Source organism: Pseudomonas sp. S3_B11, from assembly GCF_054667715.1.
In genome coordinates this window covers 4,375,330-4,391,140 of sequence record NZ_CP162749.1, presented here as the reverse complement: position 1 = coordinate 4,391,140, position 15,811 = coordinate 4,375,330, and the positions used below count along the sequence as shown (strand labels likewise).

Below are 15,811 nucleotides of genomic sequence, written 5' to 3'. Positions count from 1 at the left end.
GCCTCAACCAGGAGCGTGACCCCATGAGCAGCACTTTTTTCATTCCCGCCGTGAACATCATGGGGCTCGGCTGCCTCGATGAAGCGATGACCGCTATTCGCAACTACGGCTTTCGCAAAGCTTTGATCGTCACCGACGCGGGGCTGGCCAAGGCCGGCGTCGCCACCAAGGTGGCCGAGTTGTTGGCGATACAGGACATCGACTCGGTGATTTTCGACGGCGCCAAGCCCAACCCAAGCATCGCCAATGTCGAGCTCGGGCTGGGGCTGCTGAAGGAGAGCCAGTGTGATTTCGTCGTATCGCTGGGTGGCGGTTCGCCCCACGATTGCGCCAAGGGCATCGCCCTGTGCGCCACCAACGGCGGGCAGATCCGTGATTATGAAGGTGTCGATCGTTCGAGCAAGCCGCAGTTGCCGCTGATCGCCATCAACACCACGGCGGGCACCGCCAGCGAAATGACCCGTTTTTGCATCATCACCGACGAGACACGCCACGTGAAAATGGCGATTGTCGATCGCAACGTCACCCCATTGATGTCGGTGAACGACCCGGCGCTGATGGTGGCGATGCCCAAGGGCCTGACAGCCGCCACCGGCATGGATGCACTGACCCACGCGATCGAGGCTTATGTCTCCACTGCGGCCAACCCCATCACCGATGCCTGCGCCCTGAAGGCCATCACCCTGATCAGCAACAACCTGCGCCTGGCCGTGCGTGACGGCAATGACCTGGTCGCGCGGGAGAACATGGCCTACGCGCAGTTTCTCGCGGGGATGGCGTTCAACAATGCATCGTTGGGTTTCGTGCACGCGATGGCGCATCAGCTGGGTGGCTTCTACGACCTGCCTCACGGCGTATGCAACGCGGTGCTGTTGCCTCATGTGCAGAGCTTCAACGCTTCGGTGTGTGCCGTTCGCCTGACCGACGTGGCCCATGCCATGGGCGCCGATACGCGCGGCTTCAGCCCGGAAGAGGGCGCCCGCGACGCCATTGCGGCGATCCGTAAACTGGCCCTTGACGTGGATATTCCGGCCGGTTTGCGTGATTTGGGCGTACGCCTCAATGACGTACCGGTGCTGGCCGCCAACGCCTTGAAAGACGCCTGCGGCCTGACCAACCCACGGGCGGCGGACCAGCGGCAGATCGAAGAGATTTTCCGCAGCGCGTTCTAAGCGACCCGGGGCGGCACGAACTTCACACAGAGCATCGCCGCCGCCCCCAACAGTGCGCACAACGCCGCCAGCGGCCAGGCCTGTTGGCTCAACAACAGGCTGGCCATGGCACCGATCACCGAGGCCATCAGTTGGTGCAGGAACCCACTCAACGCCATGGCATACGCGCCGGCCACCGGTGAGCCTTCGTTGGCCAGGGACAGGCTGATGGGGTAGATCAACGACTGGCCAAACACCGCGAAGCAATACGGCAGCCAGAAGAGCAGCGCGATGCTGCTCAGGGTGAGGCTGCCTGCCAGCATGGTCATGCTCCCGCCCAGCACCAGGGCGATGCCCCAACCCATCATTCGCCGTTGACCGGTACGCAGTACAAAAGCGTTCACCACCAGCGCCCCAAGCAAGTACGCGGCACTGACCGGCCAGCCCAGCAGGCCGTATTCAATGGGCGACCAGTGGAAGCTCTCCTGCAGGATCAGCGGCGCGGCGGTGTTGAAGGCGACGATCACGCCGTAACCCAGCCCACCCGCCAAGGCCGGCAGCAGGAACGCGCGTCGACGCAGGATCTGCCCGTAGATGCTCCACGCCGATTGCCCGTTGCCGGCTTGCACCAGCACCGGGAACCTGGCCCGGGACACCGCCGCTGCCATCGCCAGGCTGACGGCGCCCAAGCCCTGGAAAATCGCCTCCCAGCCGAAAGCGGCCTGGATCAGCGAGCCCAGGTACTGGCCGATACCGAGGGCAATCACAAAGGCGATCGATATCCAGGACAGCGCCTTGGCCAACAGATCGCCGCTGAAACTGTCCCGAATCAAGACCCGCGCCATCACCGAGATACCGCTGGCGCCGATACCCTGGATCAACCTGAGCGTCAGGAACGCCTCCACGGTTGTGCCCAGCGGCAGGGCCAGGTTGCCCAAACCGTACAACCCCAAGGCCGCCAGCAAGACCGGCTTGCGCCCCAACCGCTGGCCCAGGCTGCCCCACAGCAACATCGGCAGCGCCATGCCGATCAGGTACACCGACAAGCCCCAGGAAACCCGGGACGCATCGGCGCCCAGGTCCCGGGCGATATCGGGCAGGGCCGGCAAGTAGATGCTCATGCCCAGTTGGGCCAGGAAAACGGTGGTGCAGGTGACGATCAGGGTTGTACGGTTCTTCATCGAGCGTCCTGTCTCAAGGGCGGATGTCACGCCCGTGGGTCAGCAGCAGTTCGGTGATCTTTTCGCAAAACGAGCGAATCACGTTCGGCTCCATATCGGCGCGCAGGGTAATGCGAATGGCGGCCTTGCCTTGCGGCACCACGGGGAAAAAGACCGCTGAAGTGAAATACCCCAGTTCGGCCAGTTCGACGGCCAGGCTGTTGGCCAGGGCCGCTTCACCGCAGGGCACCATGCGGATTGCCATGGGATTGCCGCGCTGTTCAGTGCGCACGAGGCTGTCGAAGAAGCGGATATTAGCTTGCAAACGCTCCTGCAGGGCGCTGAATTCTCGACTGCGGTGCAGGCGGATCGACGCCATGCCGGCGCCGATGGCCGCTGCGTTCAGGCTCTGGGACCAATTGCTCGGGCCACCGTAACGCTGCACCAGCGCCTTGTGCCGTTCACTGCCAAACATGACCAGCCCGCCACTGGCGCCGAATGACTTGGCCAATGAAGCAACGATCAGGGTGCGTTCATCCACGGCAGGGACGCGCGAACGGACCAGGCCTGCGCCGGACTCCCCGACCGCAGACAGCGCGTGGGAGTCGTCCAGATAGAGAAACAGGCCATAGCGCTGCTTGAGATACATCAGGCTGTCCAGGTCCGCCAATCCGCCCATGCTATAGGCGCTGTCGGCCACGTACGCCACGCAGCGCTGGCGTTTGCACAGGTCTTCGATGAAATCCATGTCGTTGTGCGGGCAGGTGACGACCTGGGTTTCATCGGCGCAGGCGGCCTTGCTGTGGTTCATCGAGTAATGGGCGTGTTTGTCGAACACCATGACCGGCGAACACTGGTTGGTGAACGCGCCGCTGGCCAGCAGCGGCAGGATACCGGCGCTTGCCGCACTGCACGACAGAGCACTGAGGCAACTGGCGCCAAACAGCTCCGACAATTGGGTTTCGTACTGGTCCAGGATCGCCAGCTTGCAGCGATTCCTTGAGTTGGCGACCCGCAGGGTTCCGGTTTCCCACAGGGCAGTCATGGCGCCGTCCAGCAACGCGGGGTGATAGTCCAGGCCCAGGTAGGACGTGGTACAGAAGTGATGGAAGGTGCGACCGTATTGGTCGACCAGCACATTGGGTGTCTTGACCTCGACATTCAGCCCTGAGATTTTTCCGGCTTCGGTGCCCTGCCAGTTCTGGTCTGCGAGGGAAATCACCTTGCGGTAGTGAGTGAAATGATGGGGCGCTTGAGCAGTCTGGTTCATGGTGCGATTACATTCCTTGATGAGTGGTGCTGTCCGTGGGTGTTTCGATAGCGGTGTGTTTCCAGACTTTACAGATTGTTGTGCAGGGCTTTGAATCGGCTGTTTCCGGCGTGCTTGAGTGTCACTGGAGAGTTCTGCGTAGGACTTTGCCTAGGGCCTTGGACGGGGAATCCGTCGGCGATGTCGGAGCTTGGAAGTACCCTGGGTTCGCCCCAAGCCCGCTGGGTTATCACTCTTTTCTGAAGGTTGCTTGCTGATGCTCTCAGGCCTCAATCATCTGACCCTTGCCGTCACCGACCTGGATCGCAGTGTGGTTTTTTATGGCGAGCTATTGCAGCTGCGTCTCGAAGCCAAGTGGGACCATGGGGCCTATTTGTCGCTGCCGGGTTTGTGGTTGTGCCTGGCTTTCGACCCGTTGCGCAGGCCTGAGCCGGTGGCGGACTACACCCATTACGCTTTCAGCATCGATGCCGAGAGTTTCCCAGTGCTGGTGGCGCGGCTGAACGCGGCCCAGGTGTCATCGTGGCGCGACAATCGCAGCGAGGGTGATTCGTTCTACTTTCTCGACCCGGACGGGCACAAGCTCGAAGTCCATGTGGGCGACCTGGCGTCCCGGTTGAAGGCCTGCCGGCAGGCACCGTATGCCGGTATGGCGTTTTTTACGGAGTGAAGGGCTGCGTTGAAGCGAGTGGCTGCATCTCCCGGGCGTTTCGCTCCCTACAGTCGATCCCCTGCGCTATCCTCATCGGTATTGGTGGGGCGCGTCGGTCTCGCTCGTTGTATCGGCGTCACGAACTGACGATCACCCGCTTCGCTCACCGTTGCATTATCCGGATGACCTCCAGCCCCATGGACACTCGAAGTTCCGCGCCGCTGGCCAGCTACATCGACCTTCTGCTGGACGCCGTGTGTGCCGTCGACGGCCAAGGGCGTTTCGTGTTTGTCAGTGCTGCCTGCGAACAGATTTTTGGCTACACCCCGCAGGAGCTGATCGGCCAGCCGATGATCGACCTGGTGCACCCCGCCGACCGTCAGCGGACCCTTGAGGCGGCGCGGGAGATCATGGACGGCGAGCCCAAGCTCAATTTCGAGAACCGTTACCTGCGCAAGGACGGTCGGGTGGTGCACATCCTGTGGTCGGCGCGCTGGTCGCCGGTGGACCAACTGCGCATTGCCGTGGCCCGGGACATCACCGAACGCAAGCAGGCCGAGTCCCGGCAGGCGGCGTTGTATGCGATTTCCGAGGCGGCCCATGCCGCGGCAGACCTGCTGGCGCTGTTCAAGCGCATACACCTGATTATTGGCGAGTGGCTGCCGGCGCTGAATTTTTCGGTGGCGCTGTATGACGAACAATGTTCGCAACTTAACTTCCCCTATCACGTCGACGACCGGGAAGGGCAGCCGGAATTGCCGGGCACGGTCACCGGGCGTTTGTGCGCCGAAGTGATTCGCAGCGGCCAGCCAATCCTGCTGACGCCTGGTTGCAACGACTTGCCGCCGGGGTTCGACGACCTTGTAGCGCGGCCAGATGCGCCGTGTTGGCTGGGCGTGCCGCTGAACTCGCAGAGCGGCACGATTGGCGCGCTGATCGTCAAGAGTGCGCCGCACAACGAGCGCTACACCGAGCAGGACAAGGAACTGCTGCAATACGTCTGCGCACAGATCACCGTCGCCATCGAGCGCAAGCAATTGCACGCCCGGTTGCAGCACATGGCTCAGTACGATCAATTGACCCAGGTGCCCAACCGCGAATTGCTCCGGGAGCGGTTCAAGTGCGCACTGGCAAGCGCGCGCGCGGCGTCCGGGCGCATGGCCTTGCTGTACATCGACCTGGACCGTTTCAAGCAGATCAACGACACCTATGGCCACGGGGTTGGCGACATGCTGTTACAAGCGGTGGCCAATCGTCTCAAGGGCTGTATCCGCGACACCGACACCGTGGCACGTATTGGCGGGGACGAGTTCGTGGTGCTGCTGCACAGCATCCAGGCCTTGGAGGATGCCCAACGCGTGCAGGAAAAAATCCGCCATGCACTGGCCCAGCCGCTGCGTCTGGACGGGCACTGCCTGAGCATCGAACCGAGCATCGGCGTGGCCTGTTTCCCCGACCATGGCACTGAAGATGTTGCCCTGTTCCGCCACGCCGACGAGGCGATGTATGCGGCCAAACGCCAGAATCACAGGGTGTTCGGTATCTGATAGCGTGCCACCGTTCGTCGTGGCACAAGCACCTTTCTCAAACCTTCAGCCCATATCCAATTCGAATACAAGAAGGGCTCTGCGTGCCCTGCATTCGAGAATAGGGAGGGTTGGATCATTCCCGGCCCAAGCGGTATTTATCTGGCAAACATTGCTCATGATCGAACGAAGGTGTCCGAAGCGGGTCGCAGAAGTGGGAGAACCACCATCACGACCGTCGAAAGCCAAGTCGGACATCTCGCTGAGTATTCATGGCTGGTTCTGATTCAACGGTGGATAACCCACCAGAACTTTCATCAGAGGAGGGCGCGACCATGAGCCGTATGGCCAGCTTTTTTCGCACCACCAGTGTTGTCGTGTTGATGGGCCTGGGCGCCAACAGTGCCTGGGCCCAATCGCCTGCCGAATTCATCAACGATGCTTCAGCCAAAGGCATGGCCGACATCGAGACAAGTCGCATGGCCCACGGGAAAGCCGAATCCAGGGAGGTCAAGGACTACACCATCATGGTGATCAACGACCGCACCACGGCCAATCAACACCTGGCGAAGATCGCCAAGAAGCTCGACTTGCCTGTCGCCCCCCGGGAAGAGGTGGCGGACAAGGCCAAGGCCCTGATGCCGCAGGTCAAGGAAGGCGAGTCGTTCGAGGCTGCGTATGCCGCCACCCAGGTCAAGGCCACCGAGGAGGCCATCGCGCAGATCCAGCAAGAGGCCCAGACCACCGAAGTGCCGGAGATCAAGGCCTTCGCCGATGAAACCCTGCCTAAACTGCAGACCCATCTCGAAATGGCCAGGGCGCTGCAAGCCAGCCGCTGATCCGCTGCGTTTTTTGTATTCAGGGCCGGGACGTTCGCGTCCCGGCTGATTTTTGCCCGCCAAAAGGAGAACCTTCCAGCGCGTCTGCGTCAGCACTGGTTCAGGTCTACTTTGTTCTTTTCTTCCAGCCCTTCAAGACTCTTGGCTTCGCCGTGACCCATGGCCTGGTAATGCTTTCTCAGCGCCTCCAGTTGCTTGAGGTCCAGCGACTCAAGGCCGAGCATTGCATTCTGTGCCTCCTTGGTCGCTCGCAATAACTCATCGACCTTGAGGTGCAAGATGTCGGTATCGCGGTTCTGCGTGTTTTGAATCAGGAACACCATCAGGAAGGTAATGATCGTCGTTGATGTATTGATGATCAGTTGCCATGTGTCATTGAAGTCGAAAAGCGGTCCGCTGAGGGCCCAGAGCGCCAACAACACGATGGCCCCCAGAAACGTCTTGGGGCTCCCCGCCCAAAGGGCCAGTTTTTGCGCGATTTTTGCGAAGGTCATTGCTGTGTTCCTTATGGATGCACCTGTCTGGTGTGACAGCAACGAAACGGTGAAAATTCTGCTTACATTTTCAGGCGCCGCTGTTCGGCAGGGTTTTTCGTGCAGCCTGAAAATCATCGCAACCAATTGCCGTGTTGGCGGGTCACTCCTTAAGGCCCTCAGCTTCGGAGTCCACCATGAACCTCGCACGCACTGTTTGCCTTGCCTGCTGTTTGTTTGCCCTGCAAGGCTGCTTCGACAACTCGGGTAACGAGACCAAGGACAACACCGATGGCACCAAGTCCTCGGTGCAGATGCAAGAGTCTGGAGCGGAAAAGAAATAGGCAGCCCGCAACCCCTCGAATGGGCTGTCGCAAAACCCTGTGGGAGCGAGCCTGCTCGCGATGGCGTCGGGTCAGCAACATCAAGGGTGTTGACGTACCGCTATCGCGAGCAGGCTCGCTCCCACAGGCTCTTTTCTCCAGCATTGATTGCTCACCGCCCTTGCTGCAACACCTTGAGCGCTGCCGAAGCCAGGAAGCCGGAACGGCTCTTCTCTTCAGGATGGTGCAACACGTATTCATCAATACGATTGAGCAGATAGCCGGGCAACGTGATGTTGAGTTTCTGCGCCTTGCCCAGGTACTTGGTCACATCGATGTCCACCAGCGCCCAGGTGCAGCCGGCATATGCCGGATTGGCGGCGTGCAAGGTGACGGTGTTGGCCGAAGGAATCGGCGAGCCGTCCTCAGCCAGAACCTCGAAATGCCCCTCGATGGCCTCACGCGCCATCGCCATGGCCTCGTCCAGGTCATCGCCTGCGGAAAAGCATCCGGGAATATCCGGTACTTCAACACCCCAGGCGTGCTTGTCATCGCCCATGGAAATCGCAATCGGGTAAAGCATATTCATCGTCCTCCGGGAACGTCGCGCAACGGGCCGGCTGAAGCAGCGCCTGTTGCAAAATACTGATGGCCGTTTTCTTGAGCAGGTCCTTCTTCGGATGAGGAACCGTGACCAATCCCGGCTTGGTCGGGTGCTTGAAGTGATGGTGGCTGCCCCGAACCCGCACCAGATACCAACCGTCTGCAATGATTTGGCTTATCAAGAATCGGCTATTCACAACACCTCCGTGTGGTGTGCTTGGTGGGTACTATACCTACTGAAAATGAATGATCAACACTATAACCACCGAAGGTGGCCTCGGCAGGTATGCGCAGTCATCGCAACGAAGTCTAGAAGCGGCGTCGCACAAGGGCGGCAGAGGGGCGGGGTGGGTTTATTTCGGGATGTGAAACCGGACGAAAATGCTTGTGTGGCGAGGGAGCTTGCTCCCGCTGGGGTGCGAAGCAGCCCTGGATTTACAGCTCAAATACCAGGAGCCACTTCGCGAAACTACGGTCGCTATGACTGCTGCACAAACGTCAGCCGTACCGCAAAACCAATCAGAAGACTGCCAAACAGCCACTGCTGTACGCGCTGGGCCGAAGGCGAACGCTGAAGCCAGCGACCGAGTGCGACACCCACCAACGCATAAGCGCTATCGAACAGCAGGCCGACGCCGACCAGTACCACGCCCAGGGTCGCGAATTGCCCTAGCACTGGTCCGCCTTGTGGATCGATGAACTGCGGCAACAGCACCGAGCAAAACAGCAAGGCCTTTGGATTGAGCAGATTGGTCAGGAGCCCACGCCGAATCGCCTGGTGCCAACGCCGCTTTCCGGCCTCGACAGCGGCGTATTCAAAATTCGGCAACAAGGTGGTCCGCAGGCATTGAAAACCGATCCATAACAAGTAGGCCGCCCCGGCCAGACGCACGACATCGAACGTCCACGGCGCGGTCTTGAACAAGGCCGAAAGCCCCAACGCCGCCAATGCAACATGACACCCACGAGCAACCCCCAGGCCCACCGCCGTCGCCAGCGCCGCGCCCCTGCCCTGACGGGCACCGGTTTGCAGCAGCAGAATCATGTCCGGCCCGGGCAACAGATACGCCACCGTCAACGCCATCAAAAACAACCCGAGCTCTGCCATGCCACACCCCTTCATCAACGATTCGCAAGTGCCCAGTCTATGGCTGAGAGGCAGGGCAGGTGGTTGCGAAGTCATCTTCTAAAGCTTCGCGAATTGGCATAACCTGCCACGTATCTGCATCATCCAATCGGAAAATGCCAACTTATGAAACTGGACGCCTTCGACCGTAAAATCCTCGTCGCGCTGCAACGAGACGGCCGCCTGAGCAACGTGCAACTGGCCGAAGAAATCGGCCTGTCCCCGTCGCCCTGCTTGCGCCGCGTGCGGATGCTTGAAGAAGCCGGTGTCATTCGCGGTTATCAAGCCGTCCTGGACCGCGACGAAGTGGGCCTCGGGCTGACGATCTTCGTCGGCGTCAAGGTCGAACGGCACAACGACGAGCGAGCCGAAGCATTTCGCCAGGCAGTGACGGCATTGCCCGAAGTGATCTCGGCGTTCCTGGTATCGGGCGAGTCGGATTTTCTACTGCAAGTCGTGGTGCCGGACCTGCGGGCTTATGACCGTTTTGTCACGGGGCATTTGTTGAAATTGCCCGGCATCAGCGATATCCGGAGTAACTTTGCGATCAATACGGTGAAGACGCCGGGGGCGTTGCCGTTGGGGCATTTGCCTGGGGCTGAATAGTTTTTACGATGGGGATTTATCCACGTCCTAATAACATTCGCTGTTTGAATGCGTCGGGATTGAATGGGCGAGGGGGGCCGCTGGACTCACCGTCTTCAAGGGCCGAGCGGATATCCTTCAGTTCGGCATTACGTTCCTGAGCGCGCTGATTGGCAACGGTTATAGTTTTTCGAACGCTTCCCATGCTTGAGCCTCTAGGGACGTCGGTATTGCTAAGCCCCGCTGCGAAAGAAGCAGGGCTTAGCGCTGTCTATCGGATGGGGTTCCCTATGTCCCCATTCTCAGGACTTACTGTCGATCTACTGCGCCTCGGATTTTTCTTGGACTCAGCCGCCGGCCTTGGCGTAATGACCTTCACAACGTCATCAATCACCGCCTTGCTCATCTCCAACAAAAAGTGCGCAGCCCAGGCGTATCGGTCGGTGCTCTTTTCAAACGCCGCGTCTTCGGCAAGCCGGTGAGCGAGATGCAAAAGATCCGACGCTCGTTCCAATGCCTCTTGGATGGGGACACCGCCGTTGACACGGAACAGTGCTCGATCAGCGGAATAGTTGAAGGGGGTGTAGCCGATGGTTTTTAGCTCAGTGTTTTCGTTCATGGCCTGCCCCCGTCGATCGAGAAACAGTAGGTTCGAGGCCTGAGCGTTGGCTGGTTTGAATGTGATTTGATTTGCTGCGAGGTACGCATTGTCTAGCTCCCGTGAAGCGCGGTTGCTTGACTCACGGGTTTCCAAGCCCGATCGCCTGATTTGCAGCGACGTCTGGGAGAGTAGCCATCGAAGGACAAGGGCAACAAGGCGAAAACTCGCCGAAAAGCCAATTAAGCGCACCCCCTACGCAGTTTTCGGATTTTGCCTACAAATCTCCCGGGGACATGCGATACGTGGCGAGGGAGCTTGCTCCCGCTGGGTTGCGCAGCAGCCCCTCTTGTGAGCGCTTCGCACTCAAGCGGGAGCAAGCTCCCTCGCCACGGGACTCATTTATTCTCAGTACTATTGTCTATCTTTCCTTCAACGGTCCCGTTGTTGAGGTTGTGCAATGTCTCGTTGGCCGTAGTCAGCTTTCCAAAGCTTGCCGACGAGCCCGTAGGCGCCAGAGCGTGAAAAGCAGGTTAACGACAGAATGAAAAAGCCCGGCGTTAGGCCGGGCAGTTTTGGAATCCAGTAACGTGATCAGGCTTGTTTTGCACGTGCAGCCAACATCACTTCATTCTGTTTTTTGGTAGCTTCGGTCAGCACTTCACTGTAGACGCGTTTTTTTTCTTCCGATTTCGCATTACGAATGAAGTCTGCGAATGGGCTCGTGGACTCCTTTGTGGATCCGAGTTTCATGGTAAACATGGAGTTGCTCCGTCATTTATCCCAAGCATGGCCATCAGCTCGTGTCGCGTATGCTTCTCGGGGATATGGTAGTCGATCTTGTCAACGCCAGCCTTGTAAAGGCGCCCAGAATTATCAATGTGCTTCACAAGCAGATCGACATGTAGATTCTTGCCAAACTCTAGCTTAAGTGTGTTTACCACGTCACGTGCTGCAAAGTATTGGTCGACGAAATGCTCAGGTCGAATCCTCCGTCCTTCGGCTTCCTCACGGGCCGTTACAAAGGCCCAAGCAAGCCTAGGATCTTGATAGACGTAGAGTATTTGTACAAATCTCCCCTTGTCGAGGCACCGCTGCACATTTTTCCTCGCAATCTCTATATTTGAAAGAGTCCCATCCAGCAGAAAAGACTGCTTTCGATCTGGGGCGAGGTCAATCAGCTTCTCAACAAGAATTGAAACGGCACCTTGGAAAAGCCAGGCATTGCCACCCTGATACGCTTCAAATTCGTTTCTGAGCTCGTCTGGATCAATTCGTAGGATGGGCGTATCACAGAAAAGGTTCAGCAGCGCTAAAGATGCTTCTGTTTTACCCGCGCCCGGCGACCCCGCCATGAAAACCGAAACAGGTTCTTTTTCGGGGGGATACTTGGTCTGATCCGTGAGCCGCTTGCCAATAGCCTTCTTGTTTGATCGGGAAAACCTGATCGCGTCATCCCAGATGGCCTGCTCTTCTCCCGTCATTCCAAGCCTTTTGTCTTCTTGCACTGAATGCGGACCCTCTTCGTGTGACTGGTGATTTGCCGTTTGTGCTCCGGGCTTTACCGTACCGCATGCGACAGCTGGGAGGGGGAATTACGACGTAATCCGCCGTGCTTACCTTGTCCAAGTGTTTCTAACCTGGAGGTGGCAAGGCCCCATTGGCCGGTGCGCTTCGCATAGCTAGTAGGTGATGAATCGAGATGTGCGTCACATGACATGACGCAGAGATCCGCCTCAGTCAATGGCTTCACTTTGAGCGTCTCTTGGTGACAACAGATCTGTATTGCGATGAAGAATTTAAAAAGCGCCTGCTACGCAACGCCTCGCAATAGCCTTCAGCATGCGCCGACGGATAAGCCCGCTGACCGGACGAATCAAATACCAATACGACGTAAAACTTCGCAATGCATCCGCGTCGAGGCAATGCACCCGTGTCTGCGTGGTGACCCTCGTCAAGCCCGGTCGCAGCAACTGGCAGGTGAAGCTAATGACCAGCTTCACATTCCCCGGCTCATTGAACAGCTCGAACGCTTCGGCATCCGCGACAACGACTTGGCCGTAGTCGGCTTTCCACAGCTTGCCGGCGAGCCCGTAGGCGACTTCTATGTCGCCGTTGCGCTGAAGCAACGTGAAATTATCCATGCCGAATGAAGCGCGTTGATCAGCGCCTGGGTGCCGAGATCGACCCAACAGGCGCATGGGGAGTTCGCGAAGCTTGATTGCATACCGAAAAAAACGGTCGTCTTCGGGGCGGTGGGCGAGGATTGCCGCCATGGCATGGGAAGGGTCTGCGGGGATGTCCACGGTATGCAATTCACTGAACTGATACGTAGGCAGATATGAGTCAATCAGGTGCATCCTTGCTCTCCTTCATAGGTACTCGGGCGCCAATCCCACAAAATTCCAGACCAAAAAAAACCGGCCACCAAGAGCCGGTTTTTTAATCCCCCGCCAAAAACGTACGACGCAGGACCAGAATTCGATTGGAGCGGGTGAAGGGAATCGAACCCTCGTTATCAGCTTGGGAAGCTGGAGTAATGCCATTATACGACACCCGCTCAGAGCGGCTGACTTTGTACCAGATGTGGACACGGATTTGAAGTTTTTCTTCACTCCGCGTGCGGTCAGTCGTCTATGCGAGCCTCAAACCAGAGCGGTCGTTGGCGGGCAAGCCCCGTTGCTGAAGGCGCAGGACGGGGGGGTGCTCGCCAGGACTCGGTTTCAGATAGCCAGTGCATGGTAGCCCTGCACGTAGCTATAGCGCGGACGGCTTTCGTGGTGTTCCGGTGTGAGGAAACCCAGCAAGGCGTTACGGCTGTCGCGGCAGGCGGCTTTGTGTTCCATGTCCAGGAAGTGCCCGGTGGCTTGCAGTGTGCTGAAGCTGCTGTGCTGCACGTGATCGGCAAAGAGCCTGGCGTCGTCGGCCGCGGTGTATTCGTCCCATTCGCCGTTCAGGAACAACACCGGCACGTTGATTTTTTTCGCGGCGTTGACGTAGCACAGCTGGTCGCTGTGGAGGACATCGCTGATGTGGAAGTGCATTTGCCCGTACTCATGCTCGGCCAGGCTGCTGACATGGCGATAGTTGAAACGCTTGAACAGCGGCGGCAAATGCTTGCCGATGGTGCTGTTGACCAAGTGCCCGACACGGTCGCCGTCCAGGCTGCCGAGGTAATCCACACCGCGTTCCAGGTAGTCGCGCATCGGCGCATTGAGCACCGGCGAGAATGAACTGATCACGGCTTTTTCGATGCGCCGTGGCCGCTGCGCCAAAGCGGTCAGCGTGGCGGCGCCGCCCCAGGAAAACGACAGCACGTGTTCGGCGGCGAAGTGGTCGATCAGTTCCAGGAGAATCTGGCCCTCGATCTCTTTCGTCAACATTTGCTCATGTCGGTTGTGAGCTTTTGACTTGCCCGCGTAGGGTTGGTCGTACAGCACAACATTGAATTGCGGGTAGAGGTTTTTGGCGGTCTGTGCAAACGACGCGGTAGTGGCCATTGAGCCGTTGACCAGAATGATGGTCTTTTGTGCGGCGTCTGCGCGATAGAACTCCGTGTAAACCCGATACTGACCCTGTATATCCAGCACAGCGATTTCTGGCCTCATGTCATAAGACTCCTGGCAAGCGGGTATGCGCGCAATGAGATTGCACGGGCAATGTGACAGGTAGGCATTCGCCTGGAAGATAAGGCCCATGTCGATCCAAAAAAACGGTCGACGGGTGTTGTTATAGGCGGGCAGTTCGCCGGCGGGACAAGGCGGAACCTGAGGGTTCCAGCCGGCAAAAGGTTTCTTGGAAGTATGTTGTGACTCATCGGTCACATTTCGGCCGACGGTTTGATTCAAGCAGGGGGGCGACCGTTGCGCAAGTACCTATCGGAAAATTGTTCGACACTTCTGCCCAGCGGTAGCGGGTTCAGATGAGATGGACTTCTTCAGGGCTCAAGGCGCGGTACTGGCCCGGCTCGAGATGGGCGTCCAACGTCAACGGGCCCATGCGCTCGCGGTGCAGGCGCAGCACCTTGTTGTTGAAGTGGCCGAACATGCGCTTGACCTGGTGATAGCGCCCTTCAACGATGCTCAAGCGCGCCGATCTGGGCCCCAGCAGCGTCAGCTCTGCAGGTTGGGTGGTGAGGTCTTCGAAGGCAAAGTACAGGCCCCGGGCGAAGGTATCGGCGTATTCGGCCGTGATGATTTGCTCGGTTTCGACGTAGTAGACCTTGGGCAGTTTGGTCTGCGGTTGGGTCAGGCGCCGCGACCAGCTGCCGTCATTGGTGATCAGCATCAGCCCTGTGGTGTTGAAGTCCAGGCGCCCGGCGATGTGCAGGTCGTTCTTGTCCGGTTCGTCCAGCCAGTCGAGCACCGTGGGGTGTTGCGGATCGCGGGTCGCGCTGACACAGCCGGGTGGCTTGTGCAGCATGAAGTAGCGCGCCGGCCGGCCTGCTTGCAGCACGTCGTGGTCGACTTCTACACGGCTGAATTCACGGACTTGTGCATGGGGATCGCTGACGGTCTGGCCATCGATCCGCACCCTGCGTTCCACCAGTAGCAGGCGCACTTGTTGGCGATTGAATCGCGGCAGATTACTGAGGAAACGGTCGACGCGCATGGGCAGTTCAGGCAAGGCAGCGGAGGGCGGGCATCTTACGCGATCGGCTGGGGCTTGGCGCGCAACTGGGCTTCGACCTGGGCGCAGCGTGGGCACAGGCAGGACTGATCGCGCAGCTCGGTTGGCAATGCCTCGAGCACGGCCGGGTCGATGCTCACGCCGTAACACCAGCAGGCGCGGTCGGCGGTTCGTGGGTCGGCCAGGGTGCAGTCGTTGGCACCGCCGCAGGCCGGGCAAAGGTCGGGTTTATTCATAACTGGAGTGAGGCATTTCCACGCAGGTTCGGTTGCACCCGGTCTGTCGGGCGCGTTGCAGCGCATGATCGGTCCGCGACAGCAGGCTGTGCAAGGTGTCTTCGTCCTGCAAGGTGGTGAGGCCGAGGCTGACGGTGACCAGCAATTGTTTTCCACTGCAGAAATAGCGCTGCTTTTCGATGTGCTGACGAATTTTCTCTGCGATTTTCAGACTGGTCTGTCCATCGGTGTCCTTGAGCAGGACGGCAAAGGCTTCAGTGCTCCAGCGACACACGATGTCCGAATGCCGCAGGCTTTGCGTCAGGTCGCGCGCGAACCCGGTCAGCAGTTGTTCGGTGGCGATATGACCATGGGTGCTGTCCAGCCGCTTGAACTCGTCCAGTTCCACCAGCAGCGCAGTCAAGGGTTTGGGCTCGCGCTGGGCTTCATGCAGGGCTTGCACCGCCAGCAGGTCGAAGCCACGGCGATTCGGCAATTCGGTCAGGCTGTCGAGGGTGGCCTGGGCATCGATGCGTTGTTGGTAGCTGTTGATCAACCGATAAAGGATTGCCAGGACCGCCAGCGTCACGAGTATGCCGATCAGCAAGTTCAGATACAGCGTCTTGAGGATGTTATCGCGTACCGAGGCATGGGCTGCGTA

19 protein-coding genes, 1 tRNA gene and 2 pseudogenes are annotated in these 15,811 nt (G+C 58.9%); 6 read left to right on the top strand and 16 right to left on the bottom strand.

Translation table 11 applies throughout. The features are described 5' to 3' along the window. The first annotated feature begins 23 nt into the window (after positions 1-23). Positions 24-1,172 carry an L-threonine dehydrogenase gene (gene yiaY / locus AB4O22_RS19725; protein WP_003198706.1) on the top strand — a complete coding sequence of 383 codons (1,149 nt, stop codon included), beginning with the start codon at positions 24-26 and terminating at the stop codon, positions 1,170-1,172. Here the strand turns inward: yiaY and AB4O22_RS19720 are convergent. Both AB4O22_RS19720 and AB4O22_RS19715 read right to left on the bottom strand, forming a co-directional pair. Further along, the gene (locus AB4O22_RS19720) at positions 1,169-2,332 is read right to left on the bottom strand and encodes an MFS transporter (RefSeq protein ID WP_003198708.1); all 1,164 of its coding nucleotides are present in this window, start codon (positions 2,330-2,332) and stop codon (positions 1,169-1,171) included. The two genes, yiaY and AB4O22_RS19720, sit on opposite strands and share 4 nt — an antisense overlap. 13 nt (positions 2,333-2,345) lie before the next feature. After that, positions 2,346-3,581, bottom strand: a complete 1,236-nt coding sequence (locus AB4O22_RS19715) for an aminotransferase class I/II-fold pyridoxal phosphate-dependent enzyme (protein ID WP_003198711.1) — start codon at positions 3,579-3,581, stop codon at positions 2,346-2,348. 256 nt (positions 3,582-3,837) lie between these two features. Here AB4O22_RS19715 and fos point away from each other — a divergent pair, with 256 nt between their 5' ends. From fos to AB4O22_RS19700, 3 genes are all read left to right on the top strand, one after another. Further along, positions 3,838-4,251 (top strand): fosfomycin resistance glutathione transferase, encoded by a 414-nt coding sequence (gene fos, locus AB4O22_RS19710; protein ID WP_003198713.1) that lies wholly within the window; start codon positions 3,838-3,840, stop codon positions 4,249-4,251. A gap of 179 nt (positions 4,252-4,430) precedes the next feature. Continuing rightward, positions 4,431-5,780, top strand: coding sequence for a sensor domain-containing protein (locus AB4O22_RS19705; RefSeq protein ID WP_003198716.1), 1,350 nt, complete (start codon positions 4,431-4,433; stop codon positions 5,778-5,780). Positions 5,781-6,094: 314 nt separating this feature from the next. Next, on the top strand, positions 6,095-6,598 hold the full coding sequence (locus AB4O22_RS19700) for a DUF4142 domain-containing protein (RefSeq protein WP_027911683.1): 504 nt from the start codon (positions 6,095-6,097) through the stop codon (positions 6,596-6,598). Between the two features lie 89 nt (positions 6,599-6,687). Here AB4O22_RS19700 and AB4O22_RS19695 read toward each other — a convergent pair whose 3' ends face one another. Then, the gene (locus AB4O22_RS19695; RefSeq protein WP_013692463.1) at positions 6,688-7,092 is read right to left on the bottom strand and encodes a low affinity iron permease family protein; all 405 of its coding nucleotides are present in this window, start codon (positions 7,090-7,092) and stop codon (positions 6,688-6,690) included. Between the two features lie 176 nt (positions 7,093-7,268). On the opposite strand from AB4O22_RS19695, the gene AB4O22_RS19690 reads away from it, so the two are divergent. Next, positions 7,269-7,415: a hypothetical protein gene (locus AB4O22_RS19690; protein ID WP_003198724.1), complete on the top strand. Its 147-nt coding sequence runs from the start codon at positions 7,269-7,271 to the stop codon at positions 7,413-7,415. A gap of 151 nt (positions 7,416-7,566) precedes the next feature. On the opposite strand, the gene AB4O22_RS19685 is transcribed toward AB4O22_RS19690, so the two are convergent. The 3 genes and pseudogenes from AB4O22_RS19685 to AB4O22_RS19675 all read right to left on the bottom strand — a co-directional run bounded on the left by AB4O22_RS19685 (position 7,567) and on the right by AB4O22_RS19675 (position 9,105). Then, positions 7,567-7,977, bottom strand: coding sequence for a type II toxin-antitoxin system HicB family antitoxin (locus AB4O22_RS19685; protein ID WP_003198726.1), 411 nt, complete (start codon positions 7,975-7,977; stop codon positions 7,567-7,569). A 40-nt stretch (positions 7,978-8,017) separates the two neighbouring features. After that, positions 8,018-8,194 (bottom strand): annotated as a pseudogene (locus AB4O22_RS19680) (type II toxin-antitoxin system HicA family toxin); the annotation flags it as partial. A gap of 281 nt (positions 8,195-8,475) precedes the next feature. Beyond that, positions 8,476-9,105 (bottom strand): LysE family translocator, encoded by a 630-nt coding sequence (locus AB4O22_RS19675; RefSeq protein ID WP_223470681.1) that lies wholly within the window; start codon positions 9,103-9,105, stop codon positions 8,476-8,478. Between the two features lie 144 nt (positions 9,106-9,249). On the opposite strand from AB4O22_RS19675, the gene AB4O22_RS19670 reads away from it, so the two are divergent. Then, positions 9,250-9,729 carry an Lrp/AsnC family transcriptional regulator gene (locus AB4O22_RS19670; RefSeq protein ID WP_003198732.1) on the top strand — a complete coding sequence of 160 codons (480 nt, stop codon included), beginning with the start codon at positions 9,250-9,252 and terminating at the stop codon, positions 9,727-9,729. A 16-nt stretch (positions 9,730-9,745) separates the two neighbouring features. Here the strand turns inward: AB4O22_RS19670 and AB4O22_RS19665 are convergent, their stop codons facing one another. The 10 genes and pseudogenes from AB4O22_RS19665 to AB4O22_RS19620 form a co-directional block, all read right to left on the bottom strand. Continuing rightward, positions 9,746-9,913 (bottom strand): type II toxin-antitoxin system ParD family antitoxin, encoded by a 168-nt coding sequence (locus tag AB4O22_RS19665; RefSeq protein ID WP_116643002.1) that lies wholly within the window; start codon positions 9,911-9,913, stop codon positions 9,746-9,748. 66 nt (positions 9,914-9,979) lie between these two features. Continuing rightward, positions 9,980-10,327: a DUF3077 domain-containing protein gene (locus AB4O22_RS19660; RefSeq protein WP_460158232.1), complete on the bottom strand. Its 348-nt coding sequence runs from the start codon at positions 10,325-10,327 to the stop codon at positions 9,980-9,982. Positions 10,328-10,900: 573 nt separating this feature from the next. Then, the gene (locus AB4O22_RS19655) at positions 10,901-11,068 is read right to left on the bottom strand and encodes a hypothetical protein (RefSeq protein WP_003198738.1); all 168 of its coding nucleotides are present in this window, start codon (positions 11,066-11,068) and stop codon (positions 10,901-10,903) included. After that, positions 11,056-11,790, bottom strand: a complete 735-nt coding sequence (locus AB4O22_RS19650; RefSeq protein ID WP_460097731.1) for a zeta toxin family protein — start codon at positions 11,788-11,790, stop codon at positions 11,056-11,058. The genes AB4O22_RS19655 and AB4O22_RS19650 overlap by 13 nt, the downstream gene beginning before the upstream one ends. A gap of 315 nt (positions 11,791-12,105) precedes the next feature. Continuing rightward, positions 12,106-12,666 carry a hypothetical protein gene (locus AB4O22_RS19645; RefSeq protein WP_460097000.1) on the bottom strand — a complete coding sequence of 187 codons (561 nt, stop codon included), beginning with the start codon at positions 12,664-12,666 and terminating at the stop codon, positions 12,106-12,108. Between the two features lie 126 nt (positions 12,667-12,792). Continuing rightward, positions 12,793-12,866: transfer RNA gene (locus tag AB4O22_RS19640), tRNA-Gly, on the bottom strand. 163 nt (positions 12,867-13,029) lie between these two features. Beyond that, entirely contained in the window at positions 13,030-13,914 is an 885-nt protein-coding gene (locus AB4O22_RS19635; protein ID WP_018606957.1) for an alpha/beta fold hydrolase, read from the bottom strand. A gap of 310 nt (positions 13,915-14,224) precedes the next feature. Next, complete coding sequence (locus tag AB4O22_RS19630) at positions 14,225-14,917, bottom strand: pseudouridine synthase (RefSeq protein ID WP_223470683.1); 693 nt, start codon at positions 14,915-14,917, stop codon at positions 14,225-14,227. 35 nt (positions 14,918-14,952) lie between these two features. Beyond that, complete coding sequence (locus tag AB4O22_RS19625) at positions 14,953-15,171, bottom strand: cysteine-rich CWC family protein (protein WP_003198746.1); 219 nt, start codon at positions 15,169-15,171, stop codon at positions 14,953-14,955. Then, positions 15,164-15,781, bottom strand: a pseudogene (locus AB4O22_RS19620) (GGDEF domain-containing protein); the annotation flags it as partial. The pseudogene AB4O22_RS19620 and the gene AB4O22_RS19625, both read right to left, overlap by 8 nt. Between the last annotated feature and the right edge of the window lie 30 nt (positions 15,782-15,811).